Annotated in this window: 14 protein-coding genes; 8 read left to right on the top strand and 6 right to left on the bottom strand. The window is 69.7% G+C overall.

What is annotated here, in order from left to right; translation table 11 throughout:
* Positions 1–31: 31 nt before the first annotated feature.
* Positions 32–676: an FHA domain-containing protein gene (locus ABDJ85_RS00715; RefSeq protein ID WP_347702809.1), complete on the top strand. Its 645-nt coding sequence runs from the start codon at positions 32–34 to the stop codon at positions 674–676.
* A gap of 33 nt (positions 677–709) precedes the next feature.
* Here the strand turns inward: ABDJ85_RS00715 and ABDJ85_RS00710 are convergent, their stop codons facing one another.
* From ABDJ85_RS00710 to ABDJ85_RS00700, 3 genes are all read right to left on the bottom strand, one after another.
* Positions 710–1762 (bottom strand): homocysteine S-methyltransferase family protein, encoded by a 1053-nt coding sequence (locus ABDJ85_RS00710; RefSeq protein ID WP_347702808.1) that lies wholly within the window; start codon positions 1760–1762, stop codon positions 710–712.
* A 23-nt stretch (positions 1763–1785) separates the two neighbouring features.
* Positions 1786–2739: a LysR family transcriptional regulator gene (locus tag ABDJ85_RS00705; protein WP_347702807.1), complete on the bottom strand. Its 954-nt coding sequence runs from the start codon at positions 2737–2739 to the stop codon at positions 1786–1788.
* Between the two features lie 109 nt (positions 2740–2848).
* Positions 2849–4318, bottom strand: a complete 1470-nt coding sequence (locus ABDJ85_RS00700; RefSeq protein WP_347702806.1) for a M20 family metallopeptidase — start codon at positions 4316–4318, stop codon at positions 2849–2851.
* 171 nt (positions 4319–4489) lie between these two features.
* On the opposite strand from ABDJ85_RS00700, the gene ABDJ85_RS00695 reads away from it, so the two are divergent.
* From ABDJ85_RS00695 to ABDJ85_RS00665, 7 genes are all read left to right on the top strand, one after another.
* A complete protein-coding gene (locus tag ABDJ85_RS00695; protein WP_347702805.1) occupies positions 4490–6196 on the top strand; it encodes a diguanylate cyclase domain-containing protein in 1707 nt (568 codons plus the stop codon).
* A 114-nt stretch (positions 6197–6310) separates the two neighbouring features.
* Positions 6311–7459, top strand: coding sequence for an efflux RND transporter periplasmic adaptor subunit (locus ABDJ85_RS00690; RefSeq protein ID WP_347702804.1), 1149 nt, complete (start codon positions 6311–6313; stop codon positions 7457–7459).
* A gap of 15 nt (positions 7460–7474) precedes the next feature.
* Positions 7475–10750 carry an efflux RND transporter permease subunit gene (locus ABDJ85_RS00685; protein WP_347702803.1) on the top strand — a complete coding sequence of 1092 codons (3276 nt, stop codon included), beginning with the start codon at positions 7475–7477 and terminating at the stop codon, positions 10748–10750.
* On the top strand, positions 10750–12159 hold the full coding sequence (locus tag ABDJ85_RS00680; protein WP_347702802.1) for an efflux transporter outer membrane subunit: 1410 nt from the start codon (positions 10750–10752) through the stop codon (positions 12157–12159). The genes ABDJ85_RS00685 and ABDJ85_RS00680 overlap by 1 nt, the downstream gene beginning before the upstream one ends.
* A 75-nt stretch (positions 12160–12234) precedes the next feature.
* Positions 12235–13290: a sensor histidine kinase gene (locus tag ABDJ85_RS00675; RefSeq protein ID WP_347702801.1), complete on the top strand. Its 1056-nt coding sequence runs from the start codon at positions 12235–12237 to the stop codon at positions 13288–13290.
* Positions 13287–14003: a LytR/AlgR family response regulator transcription factor gene (locus ABDJ85_RS00670; protein WP_347702800.1), complete on the top strand. Its 717-nt coding sequence runs from the start codon at positions 13287–13289 to the stop codon at positions 14001–14003. Before ABDJ85_RS00675 ends, ABDJ85_RS00670 begins: the two co-directional genes overlap by 4 nt.
* Before the next feature lie 54 nt (positions 14004–14057).
* Positions 14058–15242 (top strand): acyltransferase family protein, encoded by a 1185-nt coding sequence (locus tag ABDJ85_RS00665; RefSeq protein ID WP_347702799.1) that lies wholly within the window; start codon positions 14058–14060, stop codon positions 15240–15242.
* On the opposite strand, the gene ABDJ85_RS00660 is transcribed toward ABDJ85_RS00665, so the two are convergent.
* From ABDJ85_RS00660 to ABDJ85_RS00650, 3 genes are all read right to left on the bottom strand, one after another.
* Positions 15229–15981: a LytR/AlgR family response regulator transcription factor gene (locus ABDJ85_RS00660; protein ID WP_347702798.1), complete on the bottom strand. Its 753-nt coding sequence runs from the start codon at positions 15979–15981 to the stop codon at positions 15229–15231. The two genes, ABDJ85_RS00665 and ABDJ85_RS00660, sit on opposite strands and share 14 nt — an antisense overlap.
* Entirely contained in the window at positions 15978–17054 is a 1077-nt protein-coding gene (locus ABDJ85_RS00655) for a sensor histidine kinase (protein ID WP_347702797.1), read from the bottom strand. Before ABDJ85_RS00655 ends, ABDJ85_RS00660 begins: the two co-directional genes overlap by 4 nt.
* A gap of 78 nt (positions 17055–17132) precedes the next feature.
* Positions 17133–18347 carry a geranylgeranyl reductase family protein gene (locus ABDJ85_RS00650; protein WP_347702796.1) on the bottom strand — a complete coding sequence of 405 codons (1215 nt, stop codon included), beginning with the start codon at positions 18345–18347 and terminating at the stop codon, positions 17133–17135.
* Between the last annotated feature and the right edge of the window lie 282 nt (positions 18348–18629).

The raw sequence follows: 18629 nt of genomic DNA, 5'->3' as shown, positions 1-18629 counted from the left end.
CCCAAGCACACAACAGAACTCGAGGTCTTTCATGGGCAAACTGGTGGTTTCGCTCGACGGGGTCGTGATCAAGGACGTCCAGATCACGAAGGACAAGACCACCCTCGGCCGTCGCCCCTACAACGACATCGTGATCGACAACCTGGCGGTCAGCGGCGAGCACGCCGTGCTGCAGATGGTGGGCGCCGATGTCTTCATCGAAGACCTGAACTCCACCAACGGCACCTACATCAACGGCAAGGCGATCAAGAAGCAGCTGCTGACCGACAACGACACCATCGAGATCGGCAAGTACAAGATCAAGTTCCTGCTGGGTGATGGGACCGACTACGAAAAGACCATGATCATGCGGCCGGGCCAGACCCCGCCCATGCCCAGCCCCTCTGGCTTTGGCGGCCTGCCTGCCAGCAGCGTGTCGGCCACCATCAAGGTGCTGACCGGTGCCGCCGCCGGCCGCGAAGTGCAGCTGACCAAGGTCGTCACGACCCTCGGCAAGCCTGGCCTGCAAGTGGCCTCGATCACCAAGCGCCCCACGGGCTTCGTGTTCGCCCATGTCGAGGGCACTCAGCGTCCCAGCGTCAATGGCATTCCGCTGACCGGCGAGTCCATCGCCCTGCGCAGCGGCGACCTCATCGAGCTCGCCGGCACGCAGATGCAGTTCGTCCAGCAGAGCTGAGGCGCCAAAGCGAGCCCCGCCCGGCGCGCGCCGTCAGGCCGCGTCGAGCAGTCCGCTCAGGAACTTCTCGCCGCTGGCGCGCGGCTTGTAACTGGACACTGCCTGGGCAATCGCCGCGATGTGCTCGGGCGTGGTGCCGCAGCAGCCCCCGGCGATATTGAGAAAACCACTGGCGGCAAACTCGCCCAGCAGGCGGCCCGTCACGTCAGGGGTTTCGTCAAAGCCGGTTTCGCTCATCGGGTTGGGCAGGCCGGCATTGGGGTAGCAGCTCACCGCCACCTCGCCTGCCACCTTGGCCAGCTCCTCGATGTAGGGGCGCATCAGCGTGGCCCCCAGCGCGCAGTTCAGGCCCACGGCCAGCGGGCGCGCATGGCGCACCGAGTGCCAGAAGGCCGTCACCGTCTGGCCCGAGAGGATGCGGCCCGAGGCGTCGGTCACCGTGCCCGAGATGATCACGGGCAGGCGCTCGCCCGTGGCTTCCATCAGCTCGTCGAGCGCAAAGATGGCGGCCTTGGCATTGAGGGTGTCGAAGATGGTCTCGACCAAGAAGAGGTCGGCCCCACCCTCGAGCAGGCCGCGGGCCTGGTCGTAGTAGGCCGCGCGCAAGGTCTCGAAATCGACATTGCGGGCGCCGGGGTCGTTCACGTCGGGGCTGATGGAGGCCGTCTTGGGCTGCGGGCCCAGGGCGCCGGCCACGAAGCGGGGCTTCTCGGGCGTCGAGTACTTGTCGCAGGCGGCGCGGGCCAGGCGCGCGGCGGCCAGGTTCATCTCGTAGCCCAGGCCGTGCAGGCCGTAGTCGTCCTGGGCCACCTCGGTGGCGCCGAAGGTGTTGGTCTCCAGGATGTCGGCCCCGGCGGCCAGGTATTGCTCGTGGACCTCGCTGATCACGTCAGGGCGGGTCAGTACCAGCAGGTCGTTGTTGCCCTTGAGGTCCTTGGGGTGGTCTTTGAAGCGTTCGCCCCGGAAGTCGGTCTCGGTCAACTTGTAGCGCTGGATCATGGTGCCCATCGCGCCGTCAAGGATCAGGATGCGTTGCTGGAGCAGCGCGGGCAGCTGCGCGGCGCGGGTGTAGGCAATGGGCTTCATGGTGCCGATTGTCTCAAGCCCGCTCAGTCGCAGGTTTCGCAGCCGGCCGCAACCAGCCAGGGGTCTTTGTCTTCGCCGCCAAAGATCTCGACCAGGAAGTCGAGGAAGGCGCGGGTGCGGGCCGGCACGTATTTGCGCGTCGGCATGGCCGCCCAGAGGGTGAAGCTCTGCATCCGCCATTGCGGCAGCACGCGCTCCAGCGCGTGTTCCAGCAGCGCCTCTTCGCAGACGAAGCTGGGTAGGCCGGCGATGCCGAGGCCGTGCAGGGCGGCGGCGTAGTTGGTGTCCAGGTGGCTGGTGGCCAGGGCGGCGCGCTGCGGCATGATCGGCAGGTTGACGATCTCGGGGTTGTGCGGGTCGCCGCGCTGCAGCGGCATCTCGCGCAGCAGCTCGACCGAGGGCGGCACCAGGGTCGCGTGGTGCTTGAGGTCGTAAGGCACTTCGGGGCGGCCACGTGCATCGAGGTACTCGGGCGAGGCCACCAGCACCACCTCCGAGCGCGCTAGGCGCCGGGCGATGAAGTCGCCATCCAGCAGCTCGCGCTTCCAGAAGATGGTGATGTCGTGGTTCTCGTCGATGTCCTCGATCGGGCCGGGCGAGGTCAGCTCCAGGTAGACCTGCGGGTAGCGCTGGTGGAACTTGGGCAGGTGACGGGCGATCTGGTGCACGGCCAGGGCCGGTGGGCACAGCACGCGCAGATGGCCGCGCACCTCGGTGGTGGCGGACTGGGTCAGGGCCTCGGCTTCGTCCACCTCGGCCAGGATGCGCCGCGCCCGCTCCAGGTAGGCCTCGCCAATCTCGGTCAGCGTGAGGCTGCGTGTCGTGCGGTGCAGCAGCCGGGCCTTGAGGTGTTCTTCCAGCTCGGCCACCAGGCGCGTCACCACGGCCGGAGCCAGGTTCATGGCGCGTGCGGCACCGGCGAAGCTGCCTTCGTCGATGACCTTGGTGAAGACGCGCATCGCGCGGAGTTGATCCATACGTTGACTATCTATGTAGTGCCTTCCCCAGCGACTCCCACGGAACCGGCTTTGCCGGGCCGTCGGGAGTGCCCCCTTGAGGGGGCTCGCGCAGCGCGTAGGGGGTGGTTCATGGAATTGCAGCAATCACTTGCGCCACGGCGGCCGTCAGGCGCTTGCCATAGGGCACGTGTAGGAACTCATTGGGCCCGTGCGCATTGCTCTTGGGGCCGAGCACGCCGCAGACCATCATCTGCGCCTTGGGGAAGCCCTGCTGCAGCATGCCCATCAAGGGGATGGTGCCGCCCTGGCCGACGTAGCCCACCGGGGCGCCAAACTGGTCCTGGCTGGCGGCCTCCAGCGCCTGGCTGAGCCACGGGGCCAGCTCGGGCGTGTTCCAACCCGTGGCGCCCAGCGCGCCGGCGCGGCCGTCGGGCACGAAGCTGACGCGGGCGTTGTAGGGCGCGTTGTCCTCCAGCAGGGCCTTCAGCTGCAGCGCGGCCGCATTGCCATCCACCAGCGGCGGCAGGCGCAAGCTGAGCTTGAAGGCCGTGTAGGGGCGCAGCACATTGCCGGCGTTCTTCAGCTCGGGGAAGCCGTCCACGCCCACCACCGACAGGGTCGGCCGCCAGGTGCGGTTCAGCAGCACCTCGACCGGGTCCGCCGTCATCGGCAGCACCGGGCCGCCATCGGCACCGCAGGCCCAGGGCATGCGCTTGTAGACCTCGTCCTTCAGGATGGCGGCCGTGGCGCGGGCCTGCTCAAGCCGCGCGCCGGGGATCTCGCAGTGGAAGCTCTCGGGCAGCAAGCGGCCGGTCTTGCTGTCTTCCAGCCGGTCCAGCACCTGGCGCAGGATGCGGAAGGACGACGGCACCACGCCCGAGGCATCGCCGCTGTGGATGCCCTCGGTCAGCACCTCGACCTTGAGCACGCCCGACACGATGCCGCGCAGCGAGGTGGTCAGCCAGAGTCGGTCGTAGTCGCCGGCGCCGGAGTCCAGGCAGACCACCAGGGACACCTCGCCCAGGCGGGGGCGCAGCACATCCAGGTAGGCCGGCAGGTCAAAGCTGCCGCTCTCCTCACAGGTTTCAATCAGGCCCACGCAGCGCGGGCGCGGTACGCCCTGGGCATCCAGCGCGAGCAGGGCGGTGATGGCGGCATAGATGGCATAGCCGTCGTCGGCGCCGCCCCGGCCGTAGAGGCGGCCGTTTTCCAGTTTCGGCGTCCAGGGCCCGAGGTCGCCGCGCCAGCCGCTGAACTCGGGCTGCTTGTCCAGGTGACCGTAGAGCACCACGGTCTCGCTGCACTCCGGCTTGGTGGCGGGCACCTCGAAGACGATCACCGGCGTGCGGCCCGGCAGCCGGATCAGCTCCAGCTTCAAGCCGGCCACGCGCTTGCTCTCGACCCAGGCGGCGGCCTGGGTGACCACGCGCTCCAGATAGCCGTGGGCGGCCCAGTCGGCGTCGAACATCGGGCTCTTGGCCGGGATGGCGATGTAGTCGATCAGCGCCGGGACGATTTCGGCGTCCCAAAGCTGTTCGGCAAAGCGGCCCAGCGCGGCGGGGTCCAGAGGGCGGTAGTTCGGGTCTCGAGCGTTCATGGCGGCTCCTGGCAGGTGCAGTCAGGCCAGGGGCGGGATCGCCGCCGCAGGCCAATGGGGGTGGGTTGTGCAGGCAGTTTAGGCCGCGCGCCAAGGCATGGTTTGTCGGGGCGGGGCGGCGGGATCAGCTGGCATACCATCGTCGCGCCCTTGTATTAAGGGCCTCTGCCCATGCGCCTGACCCGCCTCTTCCTGCTGACCACCACCGTGCTGCTCGGGCTTGTGAGCCTGATGCTGGTGCGCGCCACGCTGGCTGACTGGCGGACGCTGCAGGCCGCCGAGCAGGGCCTGGCGGTGATGGAGCGCACCTACCTGGCCATGAAGGTGGCCGAAAAGGCCTCGGCCGAGCGCGGGCCCGCCAATGTGGTGCTGGGCGACACCCAGCCGCCCGACCCCGCCAAGCGGGCGCGGCTGGAGGAGTTCCGGCGCGTCACCGACCAGTCCTTTGTCGATGTGCTCTCGGCCTTGCAAGGGCTGCACGACGCCAGCAGCGAATCAGCCCGCCAGGACCTGGAGCGCGCCCGCCAGCAACTCGAGACCGCGCGTGAGGAGCTGGACCGCGTGGCCGCGCTGCCGCTGGCTGAGCGCAACCTCGCCACCACCAACCTCACGCGGCGGGCCGTGGCCGGCATGTTTGCCGTGATTGACACCTTGCTCGGCCCCGTCACCACGCTGTCTGCCGGTGCTGAGGCTGTCTACCCCGAGCTGGCCATGCCCCTGGTGGGCGCCCGCTATGCGGCCGAGCTGCGTGAATACGCCGGCCGCCTGGGCTCGCAGTTTGCGGCGCCGCTGGCCGCGCAGACACCGCTGAGCAGCCTGGAGCGCCACAACATCCCGGTGCTGATCGGGCGCATCGAGCAGCTGCGCAAGCTGATCACCCTGCAGGCGCGCGTCAGCCGCGCCAATGTCGTGCAGCAGGCTGCCATCGACACCATGCAGGCGCGCTACTTCGACGAAGCCCAGCCCCTCGTCGAGCGCCTCACCGAGGCTGGCCTGGCCGGCAAGCCCTATGGCATCGATGCCGCTACCTTCATCGCGCGCTATGTGCCGCCGATGAAGTCCATCGTCGAGGCGCGCGACACCCTGTTCGCCTCGGCCAAGGAGGCCGCAGCCCGGCGCGTCGAGGAGACCGAGCACCGGCTCTGGATCAATGCGGCCTTGGGGCTGACCATCCTGTGTGTCGAGGTCAGCGTCTTCCTGCTGATCCGGCGGCGCGTGCTGGTGCCGGTGCTGCGCAACACCCGCGCCATGGTCCACGTGATGCAGGGCAAGCCCACCTCGTTCGACGGCCGGCCGCTCTCCAACCGGCGCGACGAGATCGGCGACATGGAGCGCGCCGTGGCGGCGCTCCGGGACGCGCTGCAGCGCAGCCGCCACCTGGAGCAGGAGCGCGACCAGCTCGTCGAGCAACTGCGCGAGGCCAGCAACACCGACTTCCTCACCGGCCTGCCCAACCACCGCGCCTTCGCCGAGCGCGCCGCCGCACTGCTGGGCCAGGCACGCCGGCATGACTGGTTTGTGGCCGTGCTGCTGTTCCGCATCGACGACTTCCAGCGCATCCACCACCGCGTCGGCCAGCTGCTGGCCGACCGGGCGCTGTGCCTGGCTGCCGACATCGCCCGTGCCGAGGTGCGCGAGGCCGACCTGCTGGCCCGCCACCGGGGCGAGGAGTTCGTCATCCTGGCGCCTGACGCCAGCCCCGACGCTGCCCGCCAGCTGCGTGACCGCCTGGCCGAGGCCTTGGGTCAGGCTTGCCTGCAGGGCGAGGGCGGCGAGGTGGTGCAGTTCAGCGCGCGCTTTGGCCTCGTGTGCCGCCCGGCACGCGAGTTCCAGGACCTGGACCGCCTGCTGCGCGAGGCCGAGGCCGCGCTGGGCTGAGACCCGGGCGTGCGCAGCCTGCTGACATACCACGTCAGCAGCAAGTCCCTAGTAACGCCCATGGTTACTTCTGCCGTGGCTAGAGTCCGGCGCTTCTTTACGGAGTGCCTCCTCATGCGCCTGCGTTCTTTGCCCCTGCGTCTCTTGCCCCTGCCCCTTCTCTTGATCCTGGCCGCTTGCGGCCAACAAGCCGGCGGGCCGGGCGGCGCAGGCGGGCCGCCGCCGGTGTCAGTGGCGCCGGCCGTGCAGCGCGAGGTGCAGGCCACCGAGCCCTTCGTCGCCCGGCTGGAAGCGCCCGACACCGTGGACGTGCGCGCCCGCGTGGCCGGCACGGTCGAGGCCGTGCGCTTCAAGGAGGGCCAGGTCGTGCGCAAGGGCGAGCCGCTGTTTCAGCTCGACGCCCGCGCCTTCCGCGCCGAGGTGGCCCGTGCGGAAGCCCAGGTGGCCGCGCTCAAGACCCAGTCCGAGCTGAGCCGCAGCGAGCTGGCACGCGCCGAGAAGCTGGTGGCCTCGCAGGCCGTCAGCGCCCAGGAGGTGGACCAGCTGCGCTCCGCAGCGCGCCAGGCCGAGGCCCAGTTGCGGGCGGCGGAGTCCGGCCTCGTACAGGCCAAGCTGAATGTCGAGTACGCCAGCATCACCGCACCCGTCACCGGCCGCACCTCGCGCGCTGCTGCCACGGTAGGCAACCTGGTCGGCGTGGGCGAGCCGGTGCTGACGACCTTGGTGTCGAGCGACCGCGTCTACGCCTACTTCGACGTCAGCGAGCGCACCTATCTGCAGTCGCTACAAAAAGCCAAGGGCGCTGTGCCCGTCAGCCTCGGGCTCGACAACGAGACCGGCTACCCGCACACCGGCAAGCTCGACTTCGTCGACAACCGCCTCAATCCCGCCACCGGCACCATCCGCGCCCGCGCCGTGTTCGACAACCGCGAGGGCCGCTTCACGCCCGGGCTCTCGGCCCGGCTGCTGCTGGCCAGCAGCGAGCGCGCGCCGGCTGTGCTCATCAGTGAACGCGCCATCACGACCGACCAGACCCGCAAGATCGTGCTCGTCGTCGGCGCCAACAACATCGTCGAGCCGCGCGAGGTCAAGCCTGGCGCCTTGATCGATGGCCTGCGTGTCGTCGAAGGGCTCAAGGCCGGCGAGCTGGTCATCGTCGACGGCCTGCAGCGGGCCAACCCGGGCGCACCCGTCACGCCCCAGGTGCTGAAGACGGACGAGGCTGGGCACCCCATGCCTGCAGCTCCGGCCGCATCGAAGTAAGCGAGGCGCGCGCACATGGACATCTCACGCTTCTTCATCGACCGACCGCGCTTTGCGACGGTGCTGTCGCTGTTCATCTTCCTGCTCGGCCTGCTGGCCATCCCCAACCTGCCGGTGTCGGAGTACCCCGAGGTGGCGCCACCGCGCATCGTGGTCTCGGCCCAGTACCCAGGCGCCAACCCGCGCGTGATCTCCGAGACCGTGGCCACGCCGCTGGAGGAGCAGATCAACGGCCTGGAAAACGTCCTCTACTACGAGAGCCAGGCCACCGGCGATGGCGCCATGGCGCTGACCGTGACCTTCAAGGTCGGTACCTCGCCCGAGGCCGCCGAGACGGCGGTGCAGAACCGCATCAACCGCGCGCTGCCGCGCCTGCCCGACATCGTGCGCCAGATCGGCATCACGACCGAGAAGCAGTCGAGCAACCTCACCATGGTGGTCCACCTGCTGAGCCCCGACAACTCGCGCGATGCCCTCTACCTGCGCAACTACGGCCAGCTCAATGTGCGTGACGAGCTGTTGCGCGTGCCGGGCATGGGCAATGTGCAGATGTTTGGCGCCGGCGACTACGCGATGCGCGTGTGGCTGGACCCCAGCAAGCTGGCCTCGCGCGGCCTTACCGCCAGCGAGGTGGTGGCCGCCATCCGCGAGCAGAACGCCCAGGTCGCAGCCGGTGTGGTGGGCGCGTCGCCCGCGCCCAAGGGCACCGACCTGCAGCTCGCCATCAACACCCAGGGCCGCCTGGCCAGCGAGCAGGAGTTCGCCGACATCATCGTGCGCACCGACACGCGCACCGGCGCCATGGTGCGCGTCAAGGACGTGGGCCGCGTCGAGATCAGCGCCAACACCTATGCGCTGCGCAGCCTGCTCAACAACAAGGAAGCGGCCGCCATCGCCATCTTCCAGGCGCCGGGCTCCAATGCGCTGGCCATCTCGAAGCAGGTGCGCGCCACCATGGAGCGGGTCTCGCAGGACTTCCCGAGCGGTATCAAGTACGACATCGTCTACGACCCCACCCGCTTCGTGCAGACCAGCATCGAGAAGGTGGTGCACACCTTGATCGAGGCCGTGCTGCTGGTGGTCGTGGTGGTGATCGTCTTCCTGCAAACCTGGCGCGCCTCGGTCATCCCGCTGCTGGCGGTGCCGGTGTCCATCGTCGGCACCTTTGCCGTGCTGATGCTGCTGGGCTTCTCGATCAACACGCTGACGCTCTTCGGCCTCGTGCTGGCCATCGGCATCGTGGTGGACGACGCCATCGTGGTGGTCGAGAACGTGGAGCGCAGCATCGAGAACGGCCTCACCCCGCGCGAAGCCACCATCAAGGCCATGCGCGAGGTCTCGGGGCCCATCATCGCCATCGCCCTGGTGCTGTCGGCGGTGTTCGTGCCGCTGACCTTTGTGCCGGGCCTGTCGGGCCAGTTCTACAAGCAGTTCGCGGCCACCATCACCATCAGCACGCTGATCTCGGCCTTCAACTCGCTGACCCTCTCGCCCGCGCTGGCCGCCATCCTGCTGCGCCCGAACGACGCGCCCAAGGACAGGCTCACCCGCTTGATGGACGCCGTCTTCGGCCGCTTCTTCCACGCCTTCAACCGCTTCTTCCACCGCCGCTCCGAGGCCTATGGCCGGGGCGTCACCGGCATCCTGCAGCGCAAGTCGCTGGCGCTGCTGGTGTACGCGGTGCTGCTGGGGCTCACGGCCCTGCTGTTCTCGCGCATCCCCACCGGCTTTGTGCCCGCGCCGGACAAGCAGTACCTGATCGGCGTGGCCCAACTGCCCGCTGGCGCCAGCCTTGACCGCACCGAGGAAGTGATCCGCCGCATGAGCGAGATCGCGCTCAAGGTGCCCGGCATCCGCGACTCGGTGGCCTTCCCAGGCCTCTCGATCGCCGGCTTCTCGTCGGCGCCCAACGAGGGCATCGTGTTCTTCGGCCTCGATGACTTTGAAAGCCGCACCACGCCCGACAAGAGCAAGTTCGCCATCCTCGGCGCCGTCAATGGCGCCATCCAGCAGATCGAGGGCGCCCGCATGTTCGTCGTGCCGCCGCCGGCGGTGGACGGCCTCGGCGCAGCCGGCGGCTTCAAGCTGCAGGTGCAGGACCGCAGTGGCCAGGGCGAGCAGGCGCTTTACGGCGCGGTGTGGGGCCAGCTCGGCCAGCTCTATGCCAACCCGGCCAGCACGGTCGGCACGCCGTACTCGACCTACGACATCAACGTGCCCCAGCTCTTTGCCAATGTGGACCGCACGCGCGCCAAGCAGATGGGCGTGCCGCTGCGTGACATCTACGACACGCTGCAGATCAACCTCGGCTCGCTCTACGTCAACGACTTCAGCAAGTTCGGCAAGACCTACCAGGTCATCGTGCAGGCAGACGCGCCCTTCCGCGCCAATGCCGAGGCCATCACCGCGCTCAAGACGCGCAACGAGGCCGGCGCCATGGTGCCGCTGGGCAGCCTGATGCAGGTGGAGCCCACCTTCGGGCCCACGCGCGTCACGCGCTACAACGGCTTCCCTTCGGCCGACATCAATGGCGCACCCAAGCCCGGCTTCTCCAGCGGGCAGGCTGAAGGTGAGATGGAGCGCCTGCTCAAGGGCCTGCCGCGCGGCATGGGCTTTGAGTGGACCGACCTGACGCTGCAGGACCGCCTGACCCGCGAGGTTGCGCTGCCCGGCGGCATCAAGCTGCCCACGCTGGTGGCGGTGCTGGCCTTCTCGGTGGTGCTCGTGATCCTGGTTCTGGCCGCGCAGTACGAGAGCTGGAGCCTGCCGCTGGCCATCATCCTGATCGTGCCCATGTGCATCCTGTCCGCGCTGTTTGGCGTGTGGGTCTCGCACTTCCCGCCCTTCATGCAGGAGGGCGACCTCAACCTCTTCACCCAGGTGGCGCTCGTCGTGCTGGTGGGCCTGGCCTGCAAGAACGCCATCCTGATCGTCGAGTTCGCCAAGGAGCTGGAGGAGCAGGGCCGCAGCGTCACCGACGCCGTCATCGAAGCCTGCCGCCTGCGGCTGCGCCCCATCCTGATGACGTCCATCGCCTTCTGCGCCGGCGTGATCCCGCTCATCCTCGGCACCGGCGCCGGCAGCGAGATGCGCCGCGCCATGGGTATCGCCGTCTTCAGCGGCATGCTGGGCGTGACCCTGTTCGGCATCTTCCTCACGCCCGTCTTCTACGCGCTGCTGCGCAAGAGCACCGAGCAGCGCCGCCAACGCGCCGCTGCGCTGCGCGCCCAAGTCGACGCGTCCGCACACGCCTTCCACCCCGGCGTTGATGATCAGAAGGAGGGCCAGTGATGTTGACCCGTCTCACCACCCTGGCTGCCGCTGCCGCGGCGCTCTTTCTCGCGGCCTGTGCCGCGCCCCCGCTGCCTGCCGGCCCGCAGGCCTTGGCGCCCCAGGCCTTCAGCGGGGCAGCCTCTGGCAGCAGTGCCCAGGCGCTGTCCCTGGCTCAGGCCTTTGAAGGCAGCGCCACGCTGCAGGCATTGGTCACCGAGGTGCTGGCCAACAACCGCGACCTGCGCGCGGCGGCCGCCCGCATGCGCCAGCAGCAACTGCTGGCCGAGGCCCGGGGCGCCGAGCGCATGCCGCAGATCGACGCCACGGCGGGCGCTGGCCGCCAGCGCGGCTACACGCCTGCCGGCGTTGTAGCCACCGGCAATGCCTACAGCGTCGGTACTGGTGCGCACTGGGAGCTGGACCTCTGGGGCCGCCTCGGCAATGCCGCCACTGCCGCAAGCCAAGACGCCACTGCCGCGGCCCGTGACCGCGACGCCGCCGCGCTCAGCCTCGCCGCCCAGGCTGTCAGCCTGCAGGCCGAGCTGGTTGGGCTCGGCCACCGCCTGCAACTCGCTCGCGAGACGCTGACCGTGCAACGCCAGCTGCTCGCCATCGTCAAAGCCCGCGTGGACGCCGGCCGTGGCACCGCCGCCGATGCGGCGCGCGCCGAAAGCCTGCTGGCCAGCACCGAGGCCAGCGTCCCCGCACTGCGCAACGCCGCCTGCCTGACGCGCCTGCGGATCGACGTGCTGCGCGGCCAGCCTCCGGCCGATTGCGCCAAGGCCGATGCCGACCCGCTGCCGGCACTGCCTGCGCCGCGCCTCGTCGATCTCGCCACCCTGCCCAGCCCCGCCACCCTGCTGGCCCAGCGTCCCGACGTGCAGGCTGCCTTTGCCCGCGCCGCCGCCCAGGCCGCGCGCACCAACCAGGCCTGGGCCGCACGCTGGCCAGCGCTCAGCCTGGTCGGCAACATCGGCTGGAGTGCGGCGCAGACGGGCGAGCTGTTCAAGAACAGCAGCCTCGTCGGCAACCTCGGCGCGGGCCTCAACTGGCAGTGGCTGGACTTTGGCCAACGCAAGGCCGAGGAAGGCGCCGCCCGCGCGGGCTACGAAGCGGCCGTAGCGGCAGCCGAGCAAGCCCAGCTCGTGGCCCTGCAAGACGCCCAGGCCAGCCTCGACAGCGTGCGTGATGTCGAGCAGCAAACCGCCGCCCAGGCCACCGCCGCCGAGGCCAGCAGCCGCGCCCGCGAGCTGGCCCTCAAGCGTTACGAGGCCGGCGTGAGCGACTTCTTCAACCTGCTCGACGCCGAACGCGAGCGCCTGGCCGCACAAGACCGCCTGATCCAACTGCAAGCCCAGCGCGCCGTGGCGGTGGTGGGCGTGGCGAGGGCGTTTGCGGGTGGTTTGACCCCGAACGACGCGCGTTGACGGCGGTGGGCCGAGCGGTAGGCAGGCTGGGGCCGTTGGCACGGCCCCAGGCCCCGGAGCCGCTACCCTAGGCCCATGCCTCGCGAGCCCCTGCTGCCCCGCCCCTGGCGCCTGCCCTATGCGCTGATCTGGCTGGGCGTGGGCGCCTCCATGTCGGTGGCGGCGCTGCAGGACTACCGGCGCGGCCACGGCACGCGCGACTGGGAGCCGCTGCTGTGGGAGTTCAGCTCGGTGCTGTGCGTGGCGGGCCTGGCGCTGGCCGTGCACGCACTGACGGGCTGGCTGCGCGGCCGCAGCCGGGGGCAGCAGTGGGCCGCGCACGCGGCGGGCGCGCTGGGCTATGTGGTGCTGCATGTGCTGGGCATGTTCGGCTTGCGCTTTGCGGTCTATGGCCTCGCGGGTGTGGGCTACGAACCTGGCCCCTGGTCGACCGTGCTGGTCTACGAGGGCGGCAAGGACCTGGTGGCCTACGCCAGCTTCGTGATGATCTCGCGCGGGGTCTGGAGCATGCAGCGCAATGCCTTGCTGGAGCGGGAGCTGGCGGCGGCGCGTCTGGCGCGGCTGGCCGACCAGGTGCAGCCGCACTTCCTCTTCAACACGCTGAACCTGGTCTCCTCGGTGATGTACGAGGACGTGGCCAAGGCGGACCGGCTGCTGTGCCAACTCGCCGACCTGCTGCGCCAGACCCTGGCGGCGCAGCAGCGCGGCGAACACACGGTGGGCGAGGAGCTGGCGCTGATCGAGCCCTTCCTGGCGTTGATGCAGTCTCGCTTTGGTGAGGAGCGGCTGCGTGTCCAGGTGCAGGCCGACGCCGCCGCGCGCGCCTGCCGGTTGCCGGCGCTGTTGCTGCTGTCGCCGGTCGAGAACGCCATTAAGCACGATGTGGCACGCCACCGTGGGCCGGTGGTGCTGACGCTGCAGGCCACGCGCACGGCGCGGGCACTCTGCATCGATGTGGTCAGCGACTGCCAGGGCCCGCAGCAGGCTGACCCGGCACCTGTTAGCGGCGGCGGATTTGGCATGAGCAATCTGCGCGAGCGCCTGGCCACCAGCTATGGCGGGCAGGCGCTCTGCCGCTTTGAGGCGACTGCGCAGGGCGCGCGGCTCCACCTGGAGTTGCCGCTGTCATGAAGGTGCTGGTGGTGGACGATGAGCCGGCCGCACGCGCCAAGCTGCGCCGGCTGCTGGCCGCGCATGCCGATGTGGCCGAGGTCGAGGAGGCTGGCGATGCGCCATCCGCGCTCAGCCTGGCCGGCCCGTTTGACCTGGCCATCCTCGACATCGAGATGCCCGGCGGCAGTGGCCTGCAGCTGGCCGAGCAACTGCGGCTGCGTGGCCTGCGCTGCCTGATCTTCTCAACCGCCCATACCGAGCATGCGCTGCAGGCCTTTGAGCTGGGCGCGCTGGACTACCTGCACAAGCCCTATCTGCCCGAGCGTCTGGCCACGGCGCTGCAGCGCGTGCGCGAGCAACTGGCGCGGCCTGCGCCCCAGCCCAGCCTGGCCGCGCCGCCGGGCGAGTGGTGGGTGGAGCAGCGCGAGCAGCGGCTGCGCATCTGCTTGAGCGATGTGCAGTGGGTCTCGGCGGCCGACAACTACCTGGCCCTGCACCTGCCGCCCCAGCAATACCTGGAGCGCGGCACGCTCGGGGCCGCATTGGCGCGGCCGGCCTGGGCAGGGCTCTTCCTGCGTGTGCACCGCAGCCATGCCGTGAACCCGCAGCATGTGATGCAGTGCCAGCCCCTGCCCAGCGGCGAGGCCGTGCTGACCATGCGCTGCGGGCAGACGCTGCGGGTGGCGCGCGCCAGCCGGCATTTGTTGAAGCAACTCAGCCCTGCCCGCTGACAGCTAGCCCCGCCGCACTCGCCGCCATGCACGGCAGCGGGCACGCTGCGCGGCATGGACATCAATACCCAACGACTCCCCTTCCTCGATGGCCTGCGCGTGGCCGCCTTTGCGCTCTTGATCCCCTACCACGTGGGCATGTACTACGTGAGCTGGGACTGGCATGTGAAGAGCGTGCACGTGGTGCCTGGCCTGGAGGCCTTGATGCAGCTGAGCGCCCCTTGGCGCATGGGCCTGCTCTTCCTGATCGGCGGGGCGGCCTGCCAGGCGCTGTTTGCCAAGCGCGGCCTGCTCGGCACCTGGCGTGATCGAAGCACGCGCCTGCTGCTGCCCTTGCTGTTTGGCATGGCCGTGATCGTGCCACCGCAGGCTTTCCTAGAGGTGCTGACCAAGGTGCCGGCCCAGCTGCCTGGCGACGGCGGCTACCTCGACTTCTGGGGGGCTTACCTGCAAGGCGGCCGCTACTGCCGGGGCACCGACTGCATGGTGGTGCCGACCTGGAACCACCTGTGGTTCCTGCCCTATCTGTGGGCCTACAGCCTGATCGGCGCGTTGCTGGCTGGGCTGCTGCAGGGCCGCGTCAAAGCGCCGCGCTGGGCCGTGCCGGCGTGGGCCTGGCTTGTGTTGCCGGCCGTGCCGCTGATCGCCGCGCGGCTCCTCGTCTTTCCGCGCTACCCGGTCACGCACGATCTGGTGCACGACCTCTACAACCATTGCCAATACGGCCTGCTGTTCGCGCTGGGTTGGCTGAGCCGCACGCCGTGGGCCGCAGGCTTCTGGCCGCAGGCGCAGCGCTGGCGCTGGATGGGCCTTGCGCTCGCCTTGGTGGCCTGGGCCGCGCTGCAGCTCTACTACCGCGGTGCCGCCGCCAGCCCGCCGCCGATGTGGTTGCGATGGATCTTCCGCTGCGTCTGGGCGCTGATGTCGTGGTGGGCGCTGCTGGCCGCCTGCGGGTTTGCGCAGCAGGTCTTCCAGCGCGAGACGCCGGGGCTCAAGCGCCTGAGCGCGGCGGTGTTTTGCGCCTATGTGCTGCACCAGACCGTCATCGTGCTCTTGACGCGCGCACTGCTGCCCCTGCACTGGCCCTGGGCCCTGGAGGCGGTGGCCTTGCTGGCGTTGACGGCGTTGGTCTGTGCGCTGGCCTACCTGGTGCTGCGCCGTGTGCCGGGGCTGCGCCTGCTGGTGGGCATCAGCGCGCCCCGGGTGCCGGCCGCGACCACCCCAACTACTGCCCCTTGAACAGCCCCTGAAACTGCCGCGACACCGGCAGTCGCTCCTCGCGGCCCTTGAGGGTCACGACCATGTTGTTCTCGTCCACGCGCAGCGCGCTGGCGATGCGCTGGCTGTTGACCAGCACGCTGCGGTGGATCTGCCAGAACTGCTCGGGGTCGAGCTGGGTCAGCAGCTCGCGCAGCGGGGTGCGAATGAGGGCATCGCCCTCGCCATAGACGACGCGGGTGTAGCGGCTGTCGGCCTCGAAGTAGACGATCTCGTCGGGCGCGATCAGCTTGACCTCGCGGCCCAGGCTGGCCTGGATGGGGCGCGGTACCGGCCGCGTGGGGCTGAGCTGGGCGAGCAGGCGCTGTAGCAGGGCTGCATCGGGCGCGGGCTGCTGCAGGCGCTGACGCACGCGGCTGAGGGTCTGGGCCAGGCGGGCGTCCTCCACGGGCTTGAGGACATAGTCCACGGCGCCGGCCTCGAAGGCATCGAGCGCATGGTCTTGGTGGGCGCTGACAAAAACGATCAGCGGCGGCTGGGCCAGCTGGGCCAGGCGGCGCGCCACTTCGAGGCCCGAGAGGCCGGGCATGCGGATGTCGAGGAAGGCGATCTGCGGCTCGTGGGCCAGGCAGTCGTCCCAGGCCTCGGCGCCGTTGGCACTGGCCGCCACGATCTGCAGCTCGGGCCATAGGCGCGCGAGGGCAGCGCGCAGTTGCTCGCGAGGGGCTTCTTCGTCGTCGGCGATCAGGGCAGTTGTCATAGCGCGATCTTGAGGGTGACCAGGCAGCCGGGCGCCGCTTGCTGGAGGGTCAGCGTGGCGCGGCTGCCAAACACCTGCTGCAACCGGCGGCGGATGTTGGCCAGGCCCACGCCGTCCTGCGCCTCGGGGTTGAGCCCGGCGCCGTCGTCACGCACGGTCAGCACCACGGTGTCGCCCTCGCGGCGACCGGCCAGCTCGATGCGGCCGCCCGCGAGCTGGGGCTCGATGCCGTGGTGGACGGCGTTCTCCGTCAGCGTGAGCAAGGTGCCTGGTGGCAGCTGGGCATGGATCACCGGGTCGATGTCGATGCTGAACTGCAGCCGCTCGCCCAGCCGCGCCTGCATGATGGCCAGATAGCTGCGCACCATCTCGACCTCGCTGGCCAGCGGCAGCAGCGCGTGCTCGAACATCGGCAGCGTGGCGCGCAGGTAGGCGGTGAAGCTGCGCAGCAGTGGCGCGGCGCGCACGTCACCGGTGTCGACCCAATGTTGCAGCGAGGCGAGGGTGTTGAAGAGGAAGTGGGGCTGGATCTGCGCCGCTGCCAGCTGCGAGGCCAGGCGCTCGCGTTCGGCCTGTTCGTCAAGTTCCCGCAGGCGGGCCTCGATCTGGGCCACGCGGTAGAGCGTGAGGATCCACCAGCCCGAGATGCTGACAGCGACAGCTGCAATCGCCAAAGGCAGCAGGGCTTGCACGGCGGCGCGCTGCCGGTCCAGCATCAGAACGACGACGACCAGCATCACCAGCGTCATCGCGCCGTAGCTGGCGATATTGAGCAGCTTGCGCGTGGGCTGCCGCCATAGCAGCCGCGCCACAGCCAGGATGGCGACCGTGGCCATCAAGGTGCCCGCCATCACCAGAGAGAAGGTGAAGGCGGGCTTGCTGGGCCGCCATACCGCCCCGACGATGACCAGGGCATTGATCAGCAGGTAGGCGTCAATGCCCTCGGGCCAGGGCTGCTGGCCGGCGCGGGCCATCTCGTCCGGCGTGAACTGCCGCGCCGGCCCGGGGTAGAACCATTGGCGCCAGTCGCACAAGGGCGACCGATTGCGGGCCGGGGCGGGGGTGTCGGGCATGGCGGCCAAGTCTAGGCGCCGGGCGGCGTGACGGGACTGTCGCCAGGGCGAGTAGCCGCCCTGCGCGCGCGAGCAGCCCTATTCCGTGAACAAGCGGGCCAGGCCCTTGAGGCTGACGAGGTTGCCGGGGTTGCTGGTCTCGTTGAGCACGCCGCTCATGCGCTTCAAGAGGCGCGGGCTCTTCTTGGCGCGCCAGATGAGCAGGTCGGCCAGCCAGGGGTAGGCGTTGACGCGGTTGGCGCGCTCGTAGAGGTCGAACTTGGGCTTGAGGGCCGTCAGCGCAGCCTCGTAGCGGGCGCGAGCGGCGGTGTCGTCGTCAAAGGCGGCCAGCAGGGCGTCGGCGGCCAGCATGCCGGTCTCCAGCGCCTTGCCGATGCCCTCGCCGGTGAAGGAGTAGGTGCTGCCTGCGGCCTCGCCGGTGACGAGTAGGCCGGGCCGCGTCCAGCGGGCACCGGTCAGCGTGCAGCGCAGCGGGGCGCCTTTGAGCTCACCGACCCACTGCCCTTCAGCCAACAGCTGTTGGGCGGGCTTGTAGGCGGCGACGAAGGCGTCGAAGATGGCGCGCAGGTTGACGTCCTTCTTCTTGCCCTTGCCTTGTAGGTCGCGGTGCGAGTCGGTCACGCCGACGCCGATGTTGAAGCAGCCATCCGGGGCCGGGAAGATCCAGCCGTAGCCCGGCCGCACGGCCTGGTGCCAGACGACCTCCAGCGCCTTGATGCGCCCCACCATGCTTGGCGCCTTGATGTAGCCGCGCAGGGCCACGCCGCTGGGGGTGTGGCGCTCGCACATGCCGGCGGCCTGCAGGGCCTTGGGGACGGCGCCGGTGGCGAGCACCACCCAGGGCGCGCGTACATCGACAAGCTCGTCGCCGCGCTTGAGCCGGGCGCCGACAACGCGGCCGTCTTCCTCGATCGGGGCCTCGAAGCGCGCCTGCTCGAAATGAGCGCCCGCGTCGATGGCGGCGCGCAGCAGCAGCTCGTCCAGCTCACGCCTGGGCAGCACGGCCAGCGAGCCGGGCACATCGATGCGCCCGCCGCGTGGCCCGATGCAGCCCACATGGGCCACGGGCTCGGCCCGCGCCATCACGGCATCCAGCAGGCCCAGCCGGGCCAGCGCGTGGTGGGCGTCGGGGATCAGGCCATCGCCACAGGTCTTGTCGCGCCCCATGGGGTGTTGGTCCACCACCCACACCCGCCTGCCACTTTGGGCCAGCAGCCGTGCACAGGCCGAGCCGGCAGGGCCGGCGCCGATGACGAGGACATCGGGCTCAAGAGGGGAAGGTGGAGCTGTCACAGGGCGGATGCGGGCGCGGCGATGCGGGCCGGCATCTTAGTGGCGCCCCGGCCAGTGGAAGGGCGCCCCACTCGTTGGTCGTCAATGCGAAAGCTTGAAGCAGCGGTGAACTGCCCACGATGGGATCGGATCGATCCCGATTGCACATCGAAAGCCTGCATCCTGAATGGACACAGGCCTTCGACGTCGACGACGCTGGATGAACGAGCAGGGCGCCAGACCTTGACGGGCGGGCGGACGCGGCATGCGGGTGGTGTCGCGTCTGACGAAGAGCCACAGCCA

This window comes from Roseateles paludis (assembly GCF_039872745.1).
GTDB lineage: Bacteria > Pseudomonadota > Gammaproteobacteria > Burkholderiales > Burkholderiaceae_C > Pelomonas > Pelomonas paludis.
This window is presented reverse-complemented; position numbering and strand designations above follow the sequence as displayed.

Excerpts from the sequence above, each read along its gene's own strand:
- ABDJ85_RS00705 (WP_347702807.1), bottom strand. The coding sequence starts at position 2,739 with ATGGATCAACTCCGCGCGATGCGCGTCTTCACCAAGGTCATCGACGAA.
- ABDJ85_RS00660 (WP_347702798.1), bottom strand. The coding sequence starts at position 15,981 with ATGACAACTGCCCTGATCGCCGACGACGAAGAAGCCCCTCGCGAGCAA.
- ABDJ85_RS00675 (WP_347702801.1), top strand. The coding sequence starts at position 12,235 with ATGCCTCGCGAGCCCCTGCTGCCCCGCCCCTGGCGCCTGCCCTATGCG.
- ABDJ85_RS00715 (WP_347702809.1), top strand. The coding sequence starts at position 32 with ATGGGCAAACTGGTGGTTTCGCTCGACGGGGTCGTGATCAAGGACGTC.
- ABDJ85_RS00665 (WP_347702799.1), top strand. The coding sequence starts at position 14,058 with ATGGACATCAATACCCAACGACTCCCCTTCCTCGATGGCCTGCGCGTG.
- ABDJ85_RS00695 (WP_347702805.1), top strand. The coding sequence starts at position 4,490 with ATGCGCCTGACCCGCCTCTTCCTGCTGACCACCACCGTGCTGCTCGGG.
- ABDJ85_RS00680 (WP_347702802.1), top strand. The coding sequence starts at position 10,750 with ATGTTGACCCGTCTCACCACCCTGGCTGCCGCTGCCGCGGCGCTCTTT.
- ABDJ85_RS00670 (WP_347702800.1), top strand. The coding sequence starts at position 13,287 with ATGAAGGTGCTGGTGGTGGACGATGAGCCGGCCGCACGCGCCAAGCTG.
- ABDJ85_RS00700 (WP_347702806.1), bottom strand. The coding sequence starts at position 4,318 with ATGAACGCTCGAGACCCGAACTACCGCCCTCTGGACCCCGCCGCGCTG.
- ABDJ85_RS00690 (WP_347702804.1), top strand. The coding sequence starts at position 6,311 with ATGCGCCTGCGTTCTTTGCCCCTGCGTCTCTTGCCCCTGCCCCTTCTC.
- ABDJ85_RS00710 (WP_347702808.1), bottom strand. The coding sequence starts at position 1,762 with ATGAAGCCCATTGCCTACACCCGCGCCGCGCAGCTGCCCGCGCTGCTC.
- ABDJ85_RS00685 (WP_347702803.1), top strand. The coding sequence starts at position 7,475 with ATGGACATCTCACGCTTCTTCATCGACCGACCGCGCTTTGCGACGGTG.
- ABDJ85_RS00655 (WP_347702797.1), bottom strand. The coding sequence starts at position 17,054 with ATGCCCGACACCCCCGCCCCGGCCCGCAATCGGTCGCCCTTGTGCGAC.